11 protein-coding genes are annotated in these 19,855 nt (G+C 59.3%); 3 read left to right on the forward strand and 8 right to left on the reverse strand.

What is annotated here, in order from left to right; all coding sequences use genetic code 11:
* Positions 1–341 precede the first annotated feature (341 nt).
* Positions 342–908 carry a transglycosylase SLT domain-containing protein gene (locus tag ACEN84_RS32315; RefSeq protein ID WP_413712610.1) on the reverse strand — a complete coding sequence of 189 codons (567 nt, stop codon included), beginning with the start codon at positions 906–908 and terminating at the stop codon, positions 342–344.
* A 258-nt stretch (positions 909–1,166) separates the two neighbouring features.
* On the opposite strand from ACEN84_RS32315, the gene ACEN84_RS32320 reads away from it, so the two are divergent.
* Both ACEN84_RS32320 and ACEN84_RS32325 read left to right on the forward strand, forming a co-directional pair.
* Complete coding sequence (locus ACEN84_RS32320; RefSeq protein WP_413712611.1) at positions 1,167–2,558, forward strand: hypothetical protein; 1,392 nt, start codon at positions 1,167–1,169, stop codon at positions 2,556–2,558.
* Positions 2,559–3,176: 618 nt separating this feature from the next.
* The gene (locus ACEN84_RS32325) at positions 3,177–3,965 is read left to right on the forward strand and encodes a restriction endonuclease (RefSeq protein WP_413712612.1); all 789 of its coding nucleotides are present in this window, start codon (positions 3,177–3,179) and stop codon (positions 3,963–3,965) included.
* 99 nt (positions 3,966–4,064) lie between these two features.
* Here the strand turns inward: ACEN84_RS32325 and ACEN84_RS32330 are convergent, their stop codons facing one another.
* Entirely contained in the window at positions 4,065–4,610 is a 546-nt protein-coding gene (locus ACEN84_RS32330; RefSeq protein WP_413712613.1) for a hypothetical protein, read from the reverse strand.
* A gap of 248 nt (positions 4,611–4,858) precedes the next feature.
* Positions 4,859–6,016: a tyrosine-type recombinase/integrase gene (locus ACEN84_RS32335; protein WP_413712614.1), complete on the reverse strand. Its 1,158-nt coding sequence runs from the start codon at positions 6,014–6,016 to the stop codon at positions 4,859–4,861.
* A 186-nt stretch (positions 6,017–6,202) separates the two neighbouring features.
* Between ACEN84_RS32335 and ACEN84_RS32340 the strand changes: the two genes are divergently transcribed.
* Positions 6,203–7,342, forward strand: coding sequence for an RHE_PE00001 family protein (locus ACEN84_RS32340; protein ID WP_413712615.1), 1,140 nt, complete (start codon positions 6,203–6,205; stop codon positions 7,340–7,342).
* Between the two features lie 46 nt (positions 7,343–7,388).
* Here ACEN84_RS32340 and ACEN84_RS32345 read toward each other — a convergent pair whose 3' ends face one another.
* From ACEN84_RS32345 to ACEN84_RS32365, 5 genes are all read right to left on the reverse strand, one after another.
* Entirely contained in the window at positions 7,389–10,532 is a 3,144-nt protein-coding gene (locus ACEN84_RS32345) for a helicase-related protein (RefSeq protein WP_413712616.1), read from the reverse strand.
* On the reverse strand, positions 10,529–12,391 hold the full coding sequence (locus ACEN84_RS32350) for a phospholipase D family protein (RefSeq protein ID WP_413712617.1): 1,863 nt from the start codon (positions 12,389–12,391) through the stop codon (positions 10,529–10,531). The genes ACEN84_RS32345 and ACEN84_RS32350 overlap by 4 nt, the downstream gene beginning before the upstream one ends.
* The gene (locus tag ACEN84_RS32355) at positions 12,381–13,547 is read right to left on the reverse strand and encodes a DUF6361 family protein (protein ID WP_413712618.1); all 1,167 of its coding nucleotides are present in this window, start codon (positions 13,545–13,547) and stop codon (positions 12,381–12,383) included. Before ACEN84_RS32355 ends, ACEN84_RS32350 begins: the two co-directional genes overlap by 11 nt.
* 109 nt (positions 13,548–13,656) lie before the next feature.
* Complete coding sequence (locus tag ACEN84_RS32360) at positions 13,657–17,055, reverse strand: UvrD-helicase domain-containing protein (RefSeq protein ID WP_413712619.1); 3,399 nt, start codon at positions 17,053–17,055, stop codon at positions 13,657–13,659.
* Positions 17,055–19,709 (reverse strand): PD-(D/E)XK nuclease family protein, encoded by a 2,655-nt coding sequence (locus tag ACEN84_RS32365; protein ID WP_413712543.1) that lies wholly within the window; start codon positions 19,707–19,709, stop codon positions 17,055–17,057. Before ACEN84_RS32365 ends, ACEN84_RS32360 begins: the two co-directional genes overlap by 1 nt.
* Between the last annotated feature and the right edge of the window lie 146 nt (positions 19,710–19,855).

Consider the following 19,855-nt stretch of genomic DNA (forward strand, 5'->3'; position numbering starts at 1 on the left):
GATTCGCAAATAACGTTCCGTAATATTTCGCATTTTCCGATGAAGCTTGGCCATCGGTGGTTATCTTTTTCTACGCGGTGAATCACGCATTAAGTGCCAAATCGAACCGGCGAATCTCAAATTAAGTGCCCGATCTCAATTTAAGTGCCGCGCTATCTTGTTGAAATTATTGGATGCGGAGTCTCACGTCGCTCATGAATTTTGGGGTGGCAATATGGAGACCCAGGAAATCGCCGGCAGCCAGACGCGAGAACTCCTCCATTCCTTCGAGAATCCTGGAGGTCGATTCGCCACCACCCGGGAAGCCTTGCTGCCCGGGTGTCCCTTACGCTGGCTTCTAATCAGCGCACGGCATCGAACTTGTCGATCCAGAGCTGGAGAAACTGGCGAGCCGTCCAATCTGCCCGTCCCCCGTTCTGGATAATGGCTGCGGTGCCGACAAGCTCAGCGGCCTTTTTGTCGGGGTTTCGAACGAGCTTCGCTACACCGCCGGCGCCCTGTTGATGCGCCATATAGAGCAATGCGGGAGGGGCCTCATGGCCAAGGATCTTGCGCAGATAGTGCGCATTGTCGGACAGGAGCGCGATCGCGGCGCGGGTGCTGGCTTCTGCGTCGAAGCGGTCGACAAGAGCATACTTGCGCGCGGTACCCGATAGGAACTGATACAAGCCCGTAGCGCCCGAGCGGTTATAGGCACAAGGATTGAGACCGGATTCGATCCGTGCGATCCGCACCATAACTTCAGGATCGGCGCCAAGGTCCTTGGACACCTGACCGATCAGAACCTCAACCGCCGCTTTTGTCAGCGGCTGGCAGCGTGACTGCTGTTGGTTTCTCAGATCGGCATGAGCAGCACCGATGTGCATCGAAATGATGCCGGCGGCGAGAAAAGTGAGGAGCGAGCGCATCGCAAATCTCCGTTGCTAAGACGCGGTCACACGACCGCTTCAGCACGGAGCCCGATCTACGAATGCGTAATTTCGAGCGCTAAGGCCTGGAAAATAAACGGCTTACTGGATTTCGATCTTGAGCTTTCTACAGGCGCGATGCGCTTTGAGAGCCCCGTTCATTCGATTTTCGATTGGAAAATTTCGAATTTGGGCATTCGCTAAATCGGCCCAAATTCGTTCCTATATTGAGGGGTGAGATCAAACCGGAGAACACCGATGCGTACCAGCCAGTTTCTCGAAGACATGACGCGGTTTCTGATGAACATCGCATCATTTAAGCAGTTTGAACTCGCCGCCGAGCTTGCGTCGAAGCGTGGCGCCAAAAATTTGGAGGCTCCTCTGAGCATCAGGTTGGCTGGCAAGGCAAAACATACGGAAGTCCTTGAGGGAATCGAGATGGTCTTCTATGACCGTGTCGTTGAGGACCGGATCCCGTTCTCATACTTCCAGCGGTTGATTGATGCGCAGCGCATCTGCGACCGGACGATTGGCATCACGGACAAGACGCAGCTTCAGCTTCACATTGAGCGTGGTGAATATCTGGATGATGTTGCGGGCGAGAGGTATCCGAAAGCCCGTGCAATGAAGCGCTTGCTGAAGGGTGTTGATGGCGCGATCGAACAGCTGAATTCCGGGACCGATCCGCGGGTACGGTACGCCTGCGCTAATGTGGCCAAAATCAAGTCGACGGCGGAGATGCTGCTGACCGCTGTCGAAGACTTGAAAGAGCTTGATCCCGGCCAACTCGAACTGCATCCCTGCGATGTGTTCTTTATGGCCTACGCTGGAAACATGGCGAACTGGGTGATTTCTGAAATCCCGCCGGATGCTGGCTACGACAAGGAGATTAATTCACTCCACATCAGGCTTCACACCTCTGGGGCGCTGGAGGCAATGTCCAAGGTCGCGATGAAGTACGGCTGCGGTGGCTGGGAGCGCCTCTATAACCTCGCGCATGCGTTTGCGTCGGTTTACGATGCTGTGAAGTTGGATGGTAAGGTACATAACGCACCCAGCATACTAGCCCAGTCTGTCAAAGTGTATGCCGGGGCGATCCAGCTGAACCCCCGCCTCGCCAATTTTAGGGAGACTTTCTGCGCGGTTCGTGCCGATGTCGATGACGGTGAGGGCGTGCCTTATCCGGTTGACGGTATCGATGAGCCGATCTGCGTAGAAGGAGCCCTGAAGCCGATGCTGGAACGATTGGAGCGTGAGAATCCAAGGCTGCTTTCCCAAGCGCGTGGACTGATCGATGAACATCGTGCTGCATATGTCGACGATTATCGGACGACCGTGGTGACGATGAACAAGGCAATGGCAAAACTCAACCGGAGGGCTCCGGTGGATAGTAGGAAGGCGGCGGGCGCCATTTTGGCAATCTGCATTTCGGTCGTTGCGGGCTGGCTGATGGGAAACACGGCTGGTACGACACATGTCGCGTCTAAGCCTATCTTTCCGTTGGTCGAAACGGTCGAGGCGACAGGGGGCCAGGTCTCACCGGTGCGCTATGCTAGCAAGCCGGTATTTCCGCTGCAGCTCGCTGCGTCGAAACCGGTCTTCCCGCTTGAGCGTTCTGCGCCCCTGAAGAACTTTGAAGCGACTGTCTAAGGGGACAATTCGCGGGAACGCAATGTGGGCTGGAGTTTGAGCTCGGGTCGTTGCTTTGGTCTGTCCCAAATTGCAGATGCCGAAGCAATTAAAGGGGCCTCGCAGCGCGACTGCTACGCCGTGTCGCGCTGTTATAGTAGCTCGACGTTTGTTGAAGGGGACCGATAGCGTGATGCTCCCTCGCCTCGGGGAGAGAGGTCCCTCGGTTGGCAGCTTCGGTTAGAGATCCCGAACGCGACCCGTGTGCAAAGGACTCATCCGCATTCAAACCCGCCATTTCCATCCGCTGCTTGATAAATCGCATTGATAGACCGCGGATTCGGTGGCTGTGGCGACACGGTGCCCCAGCCGATCGGCCAAATCACGCGCCCGCGCTCAATTTTCACTGCTGTCTCCCAACATCGAGCGCTTCCACCAGCCGGAAGGAGAGGTAGACGACGTCGCCTTGCCCGCCAGTATTCGTCTTCCCGCATCGGGCCGATGGCGGCAGCTAGCTTCGGTATCCCGGCCGCCAATCATGAGGTTGGAGTGCCACCAGCGTTGGATGGGGTTCCTTAGTTGAATCTTAAACAATGGAAGGCAAACAGAAGTCGTTTTGTTTCCATATTTTGGTGAATTATGAACGACGGAACTGAATTTGAAGAAGACGTCCGGCAGATCTATTCTTACCTCTTGAATATGCGCGATGAAGGAATTTTGGTCGCGAGGCGTGCCAAAATCAAAGGCAAGTCGAATACGTCGAACGAAATTGATGTCTATTACCAGTTTAAAAAAGCTGGCGTACTGCATCAAGTGGCGATTGAATGCAAAGACTGGAATGGTCCCATTCCACTGAAAGAGGTTCGCGACTTTCGTGCCAAGCTTGACGATATCGGTTCCGTCGTTGGCATCGTGATCAGCCGCAACGGGCTCCAAGAAGGAGCGCAAGACTACTGCGATCACCACAGGATCAGCGTACTTGATTTTGGCGACCTCCCCAAGCTGGGCGAGTTGATCGCCCAAAGGATTGGAAGTCTTCTCCTGCCGGATGAAGATGTCGTTGGAGAGCCTTTCTGGACCATAATGGAGTTGCGAGATGGAAAACTTTCTGGAAACCACCTCGCTTTACCAGGAGATTCCCGAAATTCAAAAGAGCGGATACCCTTGTTCTACTCGCGCCGGCTGGCTGAAACGTATATCGAGACATCCAAGCTCGACAAGTCGCAATGGTCGGTCCGCGGTTTGCCGCAACATGCGTTTAGGGGTTTTTTGACCACTCTCGAACTCTACGAGAACGGCGGCAGGGCAGAGGCATCACTTATCATGCTACCACCTGGCGCAAGACCAGACGCCAAGCTTATAGAGTTGCCCGTGACCGCTGCACATCTCAAGATGGACTACTATCTCCCGGCTGCGTCCGGGAGATAGTCGGGGCTTCCGCTCGATTTGCTGAGCCAAGATCGCATCGAGGATCAGCCGGCCAGCACCAACCAGTCATTTTCTCTAGGTCCCTGACTAGTGACCTACTCATCCATGGAGAGCGTCCGTCGGATAGTCTGACATTCTGAACCCAATTTGCGCGGCATAGGTTTCCGCTCCAGATCGGATGTCTTCTGGCATGGCGAGCTGAGATACATCGATAGGCTCGCCTCTGAACAAGAAACGCGCTTCCTCGATATTCGTGAGATCGGTCCGCATCATGTTTGTACCGTTGATGGACACGATATTTGCAGAATCGTCTCGAAGAAAGAGGATCCGGTTCGGATCGTGGGCCGGTGGCGTTACATCGACGAGCGTGCCGGCTATTTCCAACACACTGTGATGTTCGGCAACGAGTACCTCGGAGACTCGTCCATCCCCATAATCGTGCACAAACCGCCAAAATGCGCGCCCGTGAACCCGCTTTCCGCTGTTGGTCATGGCCGCGTGTTTGGCTGCGACATGACAAAACCTGGGAGGATATCCCGCATCGCTAAAGCTGATAAACTCGGGCATTCCGGATAGGCTGTGGATGCGCATCAATTCCAAAACGTCTTGATCTGTGGGATTAGGCAAAACGACTGTATCTTGCATCGGCGTCCGCATCTTCCAATCATAAGGCTCCTGGAGCTGTCTATTCAAGTTAAGTGCGCATGTCACGCAATCCGCTTCGCGCTACGGGCCACGAAATCTCGGCGCGAAACTTGCTGGTGATTTTTGAGCATGCAGTGTTTTTTGCCTTCCGGCCGCGATCCACCACCCGACCGCGTTGGTTGTGTAAATGCTGGCGCGAGGTGCCGAACCCTTAAACGATCAAAGACGGGAACTTACATTCTGGCCGACTACAGCATTCGAGCAGCTCGTCCACTCCGGCGTATTGCGTTGTTGTAGTAGCTCGAGGCCTGTTGGACAGAGCGATGGCGGGATTGCTCCATGGCCTCAGGGAGCGGGATGCCGCGGTTGGCGGCTTCGGTGAGATACCCCGACCGCAACCCGTGCGCCGAAAACTCCCCAGGCTCCAATCCGGCCATCTCCGCCCGCTGCTTGACGATCGCATTGACCGCTCCCGGCTCCAGCGCCCGCTTCGACACATTGCCCCAGCGATCAACCTTCCGAAACACGCTGCCACTCTCTATCCTCGCCGCTTCGATCCAGGCATCCAGCACCTCGACGGGCCTGCCAGTGAGATAGACAACCTCATCGTGATCGGCTCCCGAGGTTTTGGTGCGGCCAAGATGGATGGCGCGAGAGGGGAGGGGAGGGCCGTCTTCCGTCTCGATCGGCGGCTCGACGGTAATCTGCTCCAGTCGCATTCCGGCGATCTCGCTGCGCCGGCGGCCGCCCGACGCAAAGGCGACCATCAGGATCGCCCTGTCACGCAGATCGCGCAAGCTCTCCGTTGCGCAGGTCGCCAGCATTTTTGCCAGCACGTCTGATGTCACCGCCTTGGCGCTCTTTCGACGGCGCTGCCTCGGGACGGCCCGCACGGCCAGACGAATGGCGGATTTAAGGGCAGGAGAGGCGAAGGCGCCTGGAAGCCCACGCCATTTCGTCAGGGTCGACCAACTGGCCAGACGGCGGCGGACCGTATCCGGTGCATGCGGGCCGGCGGATTTGAGAAAGCCCTGGCGCCGGAGGTTGTCGTCGACGTCTACAGGCATGCCGTGATCCGGATCGGCCGAACGTTTCTCCGGATCCCACAGATGGTGCGTGACGAATTTCAGCAGCAGCGCTTCGGGCGCCGGCCAGGGCAGGGACTGTCCGGTCGCGGCCAGTGCCCAGGCTTCGAGATACGCGAGGTCCGATGTCAGGGCGCGTAGGGTATTGTCGCCCATACCCTGGTTGACGAGATGTTTGAGCGTTTCGACATCCTGGTCGGTGAGCAATTCCGCAAGCTCGTCGCGGCGCTCCATCGGCAGAACGGACGCGATCGTGTCGAGCTCTTCGGCGCGGCGTTCGACCGATGACTTATGGCTTGAAGATGGCAAGAGCGGCTCCAAAACGGTGCTTCTGGATTGCCCTGCGGCCGTCCACTGGCACGACTTTTTCTGATTTGCGAGTGGAAATCAATCAGCCTCGATAAGGGTTACTTATCGATGGTTAGAGCTCCAACTAGCAGTCATACACACTGGCGAACCGTAATATACGGATAGCGTTCCTGTAAGAAATCATTTACCATGATTTCAATGGCTTACGATCTCGCGAAAATTCCAATTTCGAATTTGGTTCGGCCGGCTTTTGACGCTGGTATCGCCCTCACGCGTCTCGACGAGCGCATCGCTCGCTCATCGGTCGGCGCCGGCTTTCTCGAGCGGCAAAATTTCGCGGACGCCTGCGCCTCGCTGTGGATCGACGGCGAACTCGTTCATCTCGAAGACCTCGTCCTCCATGATGCCACGCGGGATATTCGCACACCGACCCATGAGCTGACAATCGCTCGCGACGTGCTGCGCACCCGCCGACGGATTTCCGGCCAGTCCGCCGACTGGGCTTTGTCGACGGATGGTATCCGGACTTTGCGACAAACGTCGGACGTCGGCGCGATCGGCGCCGAGGCTGCAGAGCCAGTCGGCAGCATGCGACCAGCGCCCGTCGGCGATCGGGAAGGCGAGGGGGACAATAATGACGAAGCCGAAAATCTGCCGGGCGTCGATTTCGCCGCCATCGATGCGGTACTCGCCCGATCGGAGGCTGCGATCGAGAGCGCCACCCGGCCTGGGCGCGCCGGCGATAACCGTTCGGCCGAAAAGGATCCGATGATCTATGATCTCGACTGGGACGAGGATGCTCGCCTCGACGAATGGCGTAGCGTGCTGCGCCAGGCAGAAGAACTGCCGGCGATGCTGCAGGCGAGCATTGCTCTCGATGCCTGGAACGAGCTTTCCGTGCTTCAGCATGCGCCTTGGCTCGGCCGCCTGTTGGCCGCGTCGATCCTACGGGAAGCCGGCATCACCACCGGCGCCCATCTCGCCGCCATCAATCTCGGCCTTAGAACCATTCCGGTCGATCGGCGCCGGCATCGCGACCGGGAAACCCGGCTGCTCGCCATCGCCCACGGATTTTTGGCGGCCGCCGAGATCGGCATGAAAGAGCATGACCGGCTGGTTTTGTCGTGCAAGTTGATGGAGCAAAAACTGGAGGGGCGACGAACCTCGTCCAAATTGCCGGAGCTGGTCGAGCTCGTCATGGCCAAGCCGCTGGTGTCAGCCGAAATGGTGACAAAGACGCTGCGCGTCACGCCGCAGGCGGCGCGGCGGATCGTTTTGGAACTCGGTCTCAGCGATATGCCGGGGAGGGGGAGGTTTCGGGCGTGGGGAGTGGTCTGATGGGAGCACCCATCGGACTGCACAAATAAAGAAAATGATGTGCCTTTCAATGGTGCAATTCGACGGGTGAAATAGGGCTGCCATAAGGCGAGCGTTCGCTTTTCGGCTGTGGTTTGAGCGATATTTGCAGGTAGGACAGCTCCGCTATCACGTCGTTTCCGAACGCGGAAAACAGGTTGATCAACTCATCTTGGCGGGGCTGACCGAACGCCAATCGATAGGTCGCCAGAGACTTCTTCAAATTCTCGTAGCGCTCGACCTCTCTACTAAACGGGGGGAGGAGCACAACGCGCTCAATTTTTTCGTCGCCGGGATATACCCAGAACGGCACGATATCGCCGGCGCGACCCTGTGCGATCTCTTGCTGCCGGGCGGCCTCGAACATGTTCTCCCAAGGGGCGACACGACCATCCTCGCTCAGTGCGAACTCGCCGAACTTGAAAGCAATGTTGCGACGGACAGCATGATTCTTAAAACGATGGACTCTGCCTTCGCGCTGTTCAATGTCGACGGGATTACGCGGCAGGTTCCAGTGAATGATCCGCGCACAATAACTATGGAAATCCAGGCCTTCTTGACCAATCGAAGTTGTCGCCAGTACGAACGGGCGGAAAGGGGATTTGAAGGCGGCTTGGACGAGCGTCGTGCGGCGGACGCCCTTTTCATCTTCCGCTTTTGTCGCAAATCGCATCGCAAAACGCGCACGCACCTCGAATGTCTTATCGTGCAAGCGTGAGCGCCCGGCAGTCCAGTGATCAAGCGTTATCTGAGCCGGCCGTAGGGCAACGACTTCGACGACCTTCGCAGCAATGAATCCCGCGCGTCTGTCCGCTGGCAGTTCGACGCCGCGCTCAGCTTCAAGTACGAGCTGGAGATATTCATCCAAGACTGCGGACAAATCGTGCGCGGCGGCATGGGTATTGATCTGGCGCCAATAGTTCAGGGGGGATGTTTCTCCCAACAACGCCCGGCTTTCTGGCTGATTGTACAAAGTCCGGAAGCCGAGAGCGATCGCAACTGCCGCTCCAACCAGAGCAGGATGGTTTAGTGGTAGCTCCGGACATAAGCGACCAAGTGCTCGAAGGGCACAAGTTGCCGGTGATCCAAGGGCAAAGTCTGCGAGTTTGTCGTAGACATCCCGGGCATCTTGATCGTCGGAATGATCTTCGGCTTCGAGTGCGTTCCTGAGCACTTCAATGGCGCGTGCCATAGCACCGTGCTCCTCGTGGCCTTCGTGCTCAATGGCAGCCACCCTGCTCCAATCCACGCGTCTTCCCAGACCATCTTCCAAATTGAGCGGTAGAAGTCGATCTGAGCTCTTGGACAGACGCAATAATTGCTCCGCGTCGATGCGCTCCGTGATCACTTCGACCGCCTGGCGGCGCAACTCATCATGGCTTGCCGCACGTCCAAACCGGCGCTCCATTGCCAAGGGGTCTGTCCACGCCGCCAGCGTAGGGGAGGGGTAGAGCACTGGCATCATTTCCTCGATGCCGATCGGACGGCTGGTGCGGCTGACGAGATCGCTTGTCATGCCCATGCGGCGGCTTGCTTCATGCGAGAGAAGCGCGGCGATCGCGTCCGGCACCATCGACCAGTCTGAAAATATGAGCGACTTCGTCGCCGGGACGGATCCTCCGTATGATGGCCGAGAGGGCGGAAGCCACAATGTGCGATCAAGTCCGTGCTCGAAGACTGTGTCGGCCACCACGCGCATTCTCGCGTTTCTCAGCGGAATCTCTGCATAGCTCTCAACCTGCTCCTTGCTAATGAGGAACGGAGCAGCAGCCTTGATTGCGCTGCGCAGATCACTGGATGGCCGCATTTTCAGCGCCTGCAGTTTCTGGCGAAGCTTGTATTCACGCATGAAATTGAGCAGGTATGGCGACGACTTCCAATACTCGACGATACCCGGCGCGCTGACAATCGCCGCCACCTTGGCAATAGCCTTTGCCTCCTTGAGGTCCTCTGTCTCAATGGTCAGCTCTGGTTTGCTTTCCTTGACCAGAGCATTGCGGTCGTCAGTGGAATCCACGCGCTCGGTGCGGGCGATGACCTCGCCCAAAATGTGCTGGACACGATCACGCTGGATACGGGCGTGAACTTTTGTCTCCGGCATTGCCTGCAACGCTCGGCGGAAGCTTTTGAGCTCGTGTTCGAGTTCCTTTATCCGAGCGTCGCCATCTTCTTCTCCGAACAAGAAGCGCATGGTGCGCAAGAAGTCACTATAGTGATCGCCCTCTTCCGGATCGTCGCTATTCAATGTCAGCATGCGGTATGGCGTTGCTGATAGTAGCAACAGGCGAGCTTTCGAGCCGTCGGCGCCGGAGTAGGAGAAGAGAGCACGCGCGAGCTCCGCCGCGGCTGCTTTGTCGGGCGCCGACTGCTCATCATGTTCGTGCAGCAGGTCGGCAAACCGCTGAAATTCGTCAAGGATGATCAAATCCGGACTCAACGCATCCACACAGATCCGCGCCAGGATACGGCGCAATTCCCCAATCATGGCAGCCGGCCGCTGATCGGGAGGATAGTTTGGACTTCCTTTGCTCCTTGCCAGCTCCGCGGCGGCACGAATTCGCTCTATGAATTCATCTCCGACGGTGGCGTTGAAATTCTTGGCGATTTCTTCAGAGATTTTCTGGCCGCGCATCCAGTCGGTCCAGCCGGGCCAGTTTTCGGCATCGACACCACCACGGAAAATCCGCTGTATGCCCTTGTGCCGAATGCCGAGCCTCTTCCGCAACATCTCGTAAATGAGAGCCCGTTCCTTTGCGGTACCCAAGGATGATTTGAGATCGAGTGCCGTTCCCGGGGTGAGACTGACGAGATTTATTGCTCGGGAGGCAATCCCGCCATCCTGCTCGATTTCCAGCGGCAGCAAGGTGAGGCGGATGTTCAACGGTTTTGTCGCCGAGCCGATTACGTTGAGCGACTTGATGTTCTGCTCGGCGATCGCCTGGTTTGAGCAAATGTAAACGACGTCGATACGATCAACCCTGCCCGTCAGCTCTTCAATCGCCTTCGCAATGACGCCTCGTGCTACCATAGTCTTGCCAAGACCGACCTCATCGGCAACGAGAAACTGCCCCGTCGTCCGCGAGTCAGTGAAAAGACGCCGAAACACATAGTCGACGGTGGCGCGCTGAAAGGGCTTGAGCAGCTTCAGATGCTCGTCTGCTTGATAGGTCATTTCCGGGTGCCCTTGGTCGTCACGAGCGGCGCAAAGCTGGCCCACAGCTTCAGAAAATCTTCGGGGACAATGCTCTTGCCGGTTTCGGGGTCTTTCAGGTGTTCAATGAGCTGATCGATCTCGGCAAGCTCGTCACCAGCAAGCGCGAGAGCCCGCACCATCGGCTCCAGCAGCGCGTTCCCACCTTGGCCAAGTCGCCGAAGCCACTGGCCCTCACCCGCCTTATCGCTCTCCAGAAAACTGCCTTCACCCAAACTTCCGAGAAGCATGCTCAGATAGCGGAAGAAGTTCTCGACATTGGCAATGTGCGCCCGCAGGACGGCAGCGTCGCGACCCTCGGGCAGGCCAACGAGCCGGGCGCCCAAAGTAAAGGCAATCTCTACCCCTGTTTCCGCGTCCCGGAGGCGCATTCCCAGCCAACGTGTCACATCGCTCAACGGAACAGTGCTGACAGCAATCCTTGGAGCCGTGCCGGAGAGCAGCGGTGCTGCGTCGTAGCCCTGTTCATTCGCAACCGTGATCGGCCGAATAAAACATTTCACCCCCGGGGGAATTTCGATCGGCGCTGTGTTGCCGGCAACGGCCAGTTCGAGGCCAACGCCTTCAGCCAATTGTGTACAGTGGAGATCGAGTGGCAGGGCTGCGATCTTGATACGCAATTTTTCCAGGACCTTTTCTGCAACTGCAGCAGCGTCCTGCTCGGCTGGCGCTGACGGTACATAGGGCGTCAGAAGGCGGTGAAACCCTTCCGAGAACAGTGTATCTGCAATGGAACCCATGCGGCTCTTAGGACCATCAAGGGTCGCCATGACTTCGACGTTTTGTGTGCGACCGCCGCGGGCAGGCACCAGGGCAGCGGTTGTTGCGTTGGCAGAGCCAAGGTGGATGTGCAGACGTGAGCCACGTTCGACGATGTACGCCTTGGCATGCAGACCTTCGAGATCGGCGGCCTCTGAGTCGTCACGATCTTCTTCCTCATATCGTGTCGCCCGCTCATCCAGGGTTTGGATCTCAAAATGCTTGCGAACGTCAGGCTTGATGCGGTCTAGCTCCTCAGCCCGAGCGACAAGCTGACAGGCGGAGGGTTGGTCGTAACCCTGGGAGAGGCGCGCAAGCGCATCACCGCTGACGAAAGGTGACAGGATGGCAAGGCGGTCACCCTTTTGCGGAGACCATGTGCTTGAATTCAGACCATTCACTGCGAAGCTAACCCTGGTCGCGCCTGCAGGGAGATCCTCCCAGGTGCAGCGCTCAAGGTCGCGCAATAGCGATAGAAGAAACTTTGGCGCAGCCGGACGAGTGGCCGAATTTGCCAGGCCCGGAAGGGCACGAAGAAGCTGCACAATCGGTTCATTGGCATCATTGGTATGTTCTTGTACCTTGCCGTCGAGGCAAAGAGCCAAATCCCAGCACTTGTCATTCGTCAGGTTCCGGGAAAGAACCGCAAGCCGCATGCGCGTAGGCTGCCCCCCATGCTCGGGCTTGAAACGGATGCACCAAAGCTTGGGATGGAACGCACCGCTGCCAGGAGCCGAAACTTCGATGATTGTCTTCTCATAGAGGGCCATCAGGCGCGCCGCATTCGGACGCGCCTCTTTGATGCGGCCCCTGTCACAATAGATGGCCATCCTGCCGGCCATTCGCTCGACGCTTTGCAGCAAAGCCAGTGGGCTTCGCAACATCTCGTCGCGGTTCTCGGCGTCTCGAAAAACGATCGTGATGGGAATGGTGAGGGCGGTTTCGAAGTCAAGCGAGTAGGTCGTCGCCACGGCGTTGTCGAACTGGTATTGATCGGGCGCCCGCATAAGTGCCGTGTAGAGCTGGCGGTTTTCGGGGTGAAAAGCAGGTTCAGCCGGCATCGGCGAGTTCTCCAAGGTAGCTTCTGGAAATACCCCATCTGAAATCGAGACGCGCATCGCCGGAGGCGCCCGACCACCTTTCCAGTGGTGCATCATGCAGAAGCCGCGCCTTCAACCGCTTGAGGCTTTGTTCTCGAAGCTTCAAGAGGTCGATGGCGGAACTGGTGGTTTCCAAGTGTGATGCCCCCTCTCGGGCTATCGATACCCATGCTCGGATAAAGTCTCGGGATGCTTTCGTTAAAGTGTGGCTAGTCGTTCCAATCAGCCTAAAAAGATCGTCAAGGTCCCAGCTGTTCAAGTCGAGGAAAACGAGCTTCGTCTTCCAGTCGTCGAGACGCGAGCGGTAATGCTCAATCAGCGCTGGAGCATCTGCGTGTTTCTTTGCGTTTGGTCGTTCAGCGGCTCGCAGCGCCAACAAGAGATTGTAGAGCAAGCTTGCGCCATACATCACGCCAGAGAACCTCTCAGCGTGTCGCAGTAGCGCGCGATTTGACTTTGAGATGGTGCTCTCACTCACCTGCCATGGCCAATCCTGGCTGAAAGGCTTTCCCGTGCGAGCCAGTTCATTCAGCAGGGTTGGCTTTGCGTTACTGGCGATGCGGTCGCGCAGAAAGTCCGCTTCCTTCAGCGTCAGAGCAAATGTGGCCTCCTCAAACAGATTTGCGGGCACCTTCGGCAGGTTTGATGACCAGAGTTTCAGATCGTGATCCTTGAAACTTTCCGGACCATAGGACAGGAAGGTTGCCTGCGAACCCATCATAACGCGGATGCCAAGGCTGTTAAGACCCGCCCAGTACACGCTTGATGCAAGCCGCTTGAGGTCTCGGCCCGCGTCACGGCCGATCACACCGATAGTCTCACCGCCGCGAAGCAGCGCTTCGCTCAGCCGGAATTCCAGATCGCGAGCAATGCTTGTGCGTTCTGCTTGCGTTGCCTTTCGGCTTTGCGCCTCGCAATAGATCCAAGGAATGAACAGCATGTAGCGCAGCCGTGTCTGGATCGTGCTGGTCCCGGGAAAGAGCAGATCGGCAAGGCCATCGCGCACAGTTCCCAAACCCAGCTCGTCGCGAGCTTCTGGTTGTTTGAAGAGATCGATGAGCGTTTGAGCGCGTCGTCGTTCCTCCGGGTCGAAATCAATCCAAGCAAGGTAGGACATGCAAATCCGTCTAAGCAGTGAGTCAAACTGGCGGTTCGTTCCTGCGGCGGTGGTGAGTCACCGCTACGAAACCAGCCGATGAGGCGTTCTGGCTATGGAGATCTCGTCGTCAGGATGGCGGCGAAGGCACCTTTGCGGGGTGGACGGCGATTACCGTCGCGCTTGTCATCAGCACGATCAGCCCCAGCTCGGCGCCCGTCATTTCGAGATACGCGTGAACCTGGCCCCGGTAATGGTCCAGTGTCTTCGGATCCGGATTCACATCGCTCTTCCAGTCGACCACCACGATTGGGCGACCCTCGCGGTTGACCGTGAGAGCATCGGCGATGCCTGCCGTTGCGACTATTTCATCGTCTTCAGCACGTAGAGCATAAACGGGAAACTCGGCAAGCAGACTTGACCGCAGGGGCGCGATTTCCGGCAGCGCCAACGTCCGACTGACGCAGCTGGCCAGCTCTTCCGGGGCGAGCCCGGCGGCCGAATCGGCGACCACAACATTGCCGAGCGCCAGAATAAGTTCCTGGGCGCGAATAGCGAGTGCTGCGGGCGCGTCGCCGATTTCCCCGGTGAAGACCTCTTCCATCAGCTTATGCAGGATGAGCCCGCGCTCTCGGCCACCCTGGACGGAGGCGGGTGTTTCGAGCTGGGTCGGCTCATTCTGGTCCGATCCGGTCCAGATATCCGGTTCCTCTTCCTGCAGTATCGTGTCGGCTGCACTCTCGTCGCGGCTTGGAGCAAGCCACGTCAAGCGTGTCTGCCTATCGGCGATCGCGCCGGCCTCGGCGGCGAAAGCCTCGCGCGTCTGGCCGTTGCTCGAGCCGCCACCAGCTTCGACGGCATCTGGCGGCAGGTGCGACGCGTCCAGCGCGGCAAGCGATGCGATCGACAAATCGACAAGACTGATCCATGCCGACTTCGAAGGCGTCACGTCGATACGCGGAAGAACCAGCAACTCCCGGGCACGCGTCGCCGCCACATACCAGAGACGGACACGTTCCCGGTCGAGCTCGTCCTTTTCTGCCTGCCGGGCGATGTCATAGCCAGACGGCGGGACCCCGAGAATTGGGCAGTAGAATGTATCGTTCTGCCGGTCGATCAACGCGCTGTCCGGCGCCATCACACCGGTCATTGTGTTGATGGGAATGACGACCGGCCATTCGAGACCCTTGGCCGCGTGCATGGTAAAGAGCGCGACGGCTTCTTCCTGAGCATCAGGCCGGCCTTCGACGGCGCGCGCCTCGTCGGTCCAAGCCGCCGACATCGCCTCGGAGAATGCCCGCAAACCGCGGACGGCATAGTTCGTCGAGAGGCTGAGATAGAGATCGACATTGGCGAGCGCGCGTTCAGCCTGACCGCGGTGTCGTTCGAGCAGGATAGGACGCACCCGCAATACATCTATGGCCTGCGAGAGAAGCGCGTGTGGTGTTGTGCTGTTGCTGCGCCGATGAAGCGCCTGCAGTTTTTGAATAACGTCGCGAGCGAAAAGATGACCGATCATCGCCGGATCGACGCCAAGATCGAGACGGGGAATCCGGTCAGGTTCGTCCTCCGAGCGCGGCAGCGTCCAGTTGATGTCCAGCAGCTCTTCTTCGCTCAGCCCGACAAGTGGGCCGCGCAGCAGCGCACCCAAGGCCAGAGTGTCGCGGCGATCGGCCAGCACGCGGGTGATCGCAATCAGATCCTGAATTTCCTGTCGGCGGAAGAGGCCCTTCCCAGCCTGTGTCGCCACTGGAATGCCCCGCCGCTCCAATGCTTCTTCATAGCGCCACAGATCCGCGCCGGTCGGGGCGAGCAGAGCGATATCGCCAGGCTGGCATGGCCGGTCCTCACCATTTTTTCGGTCGTGAATGCGGTGACTGCCAATCAGCCGGGCGCAGAGCTCGGCCACGGCGTCGGCTTCCGCGTCACGTTGCTCTTCGGCGCTGGCCTTGCCGTCTGCGTCCGCGACGGCGATGTCGAGGGCGGCGACGCAGAGGCCTTCTCCGCGATCATTGTGGAAAGGATCGAGCGCCGTGAAGCCCGGCTGTCCATTCGCTGACAGAATCGCCTCGAAGCGCTCGTTGACGAATGTAAGGATCGAGGCGCAAGAGCGGAAATTGGTCGAGATAGACACTAGGCCGTCCGCATCTTGTGCCGCGAAGGCCGCGCGCGCCTGCACATAAGCACCGACGTCCGCGCCGCGAAAGCGATAAATGGCTTGCTTCGGATCGCCGACAAGGAAGAGCGCGCCGGGGCGAATTCGGAAACTGATCCAGTCGTGCGGGTCGTCGACGGGATCGCCGCACAAGCGCCAGAAGATTTCCGCCTGGAGGGGATCTGTGTCCTGAAACTCGTCGACGAGAACGCGGGCGTAACGTTGGCCAAGCGCCTGACGTACCGCCTCATGATCCCGTAGCAGATCGCGTGCGGAATATATGAGGTCGTCGAAATCAAGCTGGGCGCTGGCGCGCTTGTGTTCTCGATAGCGTTCCAGAATTGGTCGCGCCTCATCGATCAGCGCCGCGAGCACTTGGCTGGACGCAGCCTGGAGAAGGGCGGTCCATGCGGCGCAGCAGGCATCATAGGAGCCCTCTGCGACATCATTCAGCCGCTCGCCGTCGGCCTTGGAAAGTCCCGCCTGCTTCGCGGCCGCGCCCCATTTGCCCTTCTTGCGATAGGATGAAAAGCCGCCGGCCTTGGTGCACAGATCGGGATGGGGGCGTGAGACCAACAGTCCGACGAGACATGCGGGCGTTGATGCGTTCGCTGCAGTTGGCAAGCGCGTGGCCATTTCGGAAAAGCGAGCCGCGTAGACCTCGGTCTCCGGCTCGATGACGCCCGCGGCTCGCATGAAGGCAGAGAGGTCATCCGCCGCCTGCCGAAATGCCTGCAAATGCTCGGGCAGCGGTGTTACCGCTGGCGCGATGAGGCTCCTGCGCCGGCGTAGCGCTTCGGCGATCTTGTGCATGAGCGCAACCGTCTCGGCGGGACTGTGCAACACCATCTCGGCGAGGATCCCACCCTGGTCGCCCGACAGGCGTTCTCGGAGCCATTCTTCGACAATTTCTAGAAAGGTGAGATCGGCCTGGTTGCGGTCCATGACGGTGGCGCCGGGATCGATATCCGCCTCGGCAGGGTAGGGCTTGATCAGACGCTGACAGAAGCCATGGATGGTCGAGCAGGTGATCTCGTCGATGGCCGCGCTCGCTATGATGAGATTATCGCGTTGCGCTTGCGACAGACCGTTCGGCAATCCGACGCGGAGTTCGGGCGCGATGCGACCGGCGGCGAGATCGGTGACGAAGTCCCGTACGCGAGAAAGGAGTTCACTCGCGGCGAGTTCCGTGAACGTGACGGCCGCAATAGCATGCGGTGCAACACCCTGCGCCAGCATGACGGCGATGCGCCCCGCCATGACCGCGGTCTTGCCCGAACCGGCGCCGGCCTCAACCAGGATCGAACGGCCGTGTCCGCTGATGGCATCGTGCCGGGCGCCATCATCCTTGAGAATCCTTTGCATGGTATTCATTATTCCGCCTCCCAGACCTGAGCGACTTCGCCAAGCCGCTCGATTGCGGCAGATTGCTTGCGTTTGCAGTAGGTGGCGCTGGCATTGGCCGGCAGGGCGAAAGCGAGATCGTCATAATCGCTGCCCGTATCCGGACCTGGCAAAGCGGCGCCACTCGCGAATGCACTTCGCGCCGCCCGCAGATGCTTGATGATTTCCGCCAGCGTGGCTTCCGGATCATCGAGCTGAAGGTCGATCGCTTCGCGCGGATAAAGCAGTGATGCGCTGATCGCGACATGGTCGCCCAAGAGCGCCTTCACGGCGAAAGCGTAGAGGCAGCGCTGGAGTTCGCGTCCGCCATTCAGCCGAATTTCGCGTTTGGGAGGCTTTCCAGTCTTATAGTCGCGAACGAGCGCGCGGCTTCCGTCGCCGGCAATATCGAGCCGATCGATGTAGCCGGCGATGCAAAACCCCGTGTCCGGGATCGTCACGGGCAAGCTCGCATCCCAGGGTAGCTCTGCCGTCGTCTTGGGTTCCGATCCACCAAAGGGCACTTCGCCATAGGAACGGCTGCCCGGCAGATGCGCGTCGCCATAGGCAAGCGCCTGAGCAGCCAAAAGGCGCGCGTCAGCGAGTGTTCGGCCCCATATGACATTGGGCGGAATGGGGCGTTCGCTTTCCCAGTCGAGCGCGACCGCGCCCACAGCCTCGGCTACGGCTCTCTCGATGGCGGACGCATTGGCGGAAGCCAGCCCTCCGGCCGTTTCGAGAATCCGCAATGCGCGATCAAGCACAAGGTGAATGAGATCGCCCGCCGCAAGCGCATCAAGCACGAGAGGCTCGGCGCTGCTTTGCGGCGACTTCCAGCCGAAGGCGTAGCGCCAGAGAAAGCCGAGCGGGCTGCGCAGCAGGGTTTTGAGCGAACTGGCCGACTGCGTCCGCACGAGGATAGCGAGAATGAGCGGGTGATCAGGCCGGACGAGGCCATCATGAGGGGTGATCTCGACCGTGCGCCAGTCCCGCCAGCAGGTTCGGGCGCTGATCGCCTGAGGATCAGTGGCAAACTCCTGCGGCCGAGCCATCAGTCGGTCGGTTTCGCTGAAGGCATGCTCAGGGATTGCGTTGCGGCGCAGATAGGTTTCATCGCCGTAGGCGGCAAACAACGGGCTGCGGCCGAGCATGCGGCCGTCGCTGTCACGACGGGCGCGGGAGAGGACGACCTCACCGGAGGTGGTCGCGAGGATCGTTTCGAAATCCCTGCGATCGGCGAGGCTGACGGGAAGAGGGTCAAGCTCGGCGGTCGGGATAATGTGATCTGGTATCAGCCTGTCTTCAGCAATCGCGCGCGGCCAACGCGAAGAGTTGAGTCCGATCAACCGAACGAACCGCCGCGGCGAAGCGGCAAGCGCGCTTGCCGGCATCCAGGCGACTGACATGCAGGCCTCCAGCCCGTCATCCTGCTTCAATGTATCGAGCGTGACGTCGACGGACGTGGCAGGCCCGGCAAGCAGCGCCTTGCGCCAGATGGACAGCGACCGGCCTTTGAGGAAGGCCTCGCCTATCTCCCGCGCGGCGTTCGGTCCCTTTGCCAATTTCTCAACCACCGCACGCAGCGCTGGCACGTGATCCGTGCGATCGGGCCAGTCCTCCGGCCTGAGGCGCGCGAGCAGTCGGTTCCACGCGGCCGATGTCGACAAGGGCGCATCGCTCGGCAGGACTCGAAGCCACCCGTCGGGAAGCCCAGACAGCGGCGCCGATTCTCGACACAGCGATGCTAGGCGGCGCAGACGTGATTGCGTGAGGCCGCGCACGACGATGTCGGCAAGTGCCGCAGCCGCCTGTCCCTCGCGCGTCGCGACGGCGCGAACGCCGTGAACGAAATGCAGGCCGATGTTGGCGTCGGCGCGGAACGCCAGGAAGTGATCGTCATAATCGGCCGGTGAAGCCGTTGCGATGGCGATCTCGGAGGGCGAGATGCCCGAGGCGAGCAAGGCGCGTGCCCAGCGCATCGCCTCGATGGCTTCGTGATAGGCGGTCGCGCAACTAAAGGAACGGACCGCCGGCCCCTCGGCCTCGGTCTGGATGACGTTGACGCCGCAATTGGCCAGCCAGGCCGGGACTGAGCGGGGGCCGGCCGTCCATCGCACCGGGATATGATTGGCAAGCTGCTTGACGAGCGGACGCCAGCATGGAGACAGTTCCGTCAGCCCGACGATTTCGAGGTCGCCGAAAATCGCCGGCGCGTGGGCAATACGGCTGCTTGCACTGGCGACAATATCGACCGGGCGCATCATTCCTTCCGGAAGTTGCGCAAGGACTGCTGCCTCCAGCCCGGCGATGGCGCCGAGACGTGGATGGTCGCCGGCCCGGGCTGCGAGATCAATGCCCGCGCGCCATGCCTTGTGCAGCGTGTCCGCCGCCGCGCCAATCATGCCCGGCAGCATCTTGATGCTTTCGAGTTCGCCCATGGACGTTTCGGGGAGAACCGTCAGGATTGCCGCGCGCAGGCTTTCCTCATCGATCGGCCGGGCGAAACCACCGGCAAGCCGCACAGCCGCCTGCTCAAAAGACATGATCTGGAGGCCGTGGCGACCGTCGCGCGCCGCCGCAAGCCGGGCTTCCCGCATAGCGAGGCGGCCGTGGACGACAAGTGTTGACCGACTTGCGGTGGTCATGATGTTTCCTTTCCTGGCCGGATACCCGTTGTAGTTTGTTGCCGGTCGGTTTCGATGTGCTGTCGGACCGCGCGAACCTCCCGCCTTTTCTGGTCCGCACGGTCTTTCTTACGAGGTACAAGCAACAGTTTGAAAGTACACTTCGG

Origin of the sequence: Rhizobium sp. Rhizsp82, from assembly GCF_047325115.1 — a bacterium.
Taxonomy (GTDB): domain Bacteria; phylum Pseudomonadota; class Alphaproteobacteria; order Rhizobiales; family Rhizobiaceae; genus Rhizobium.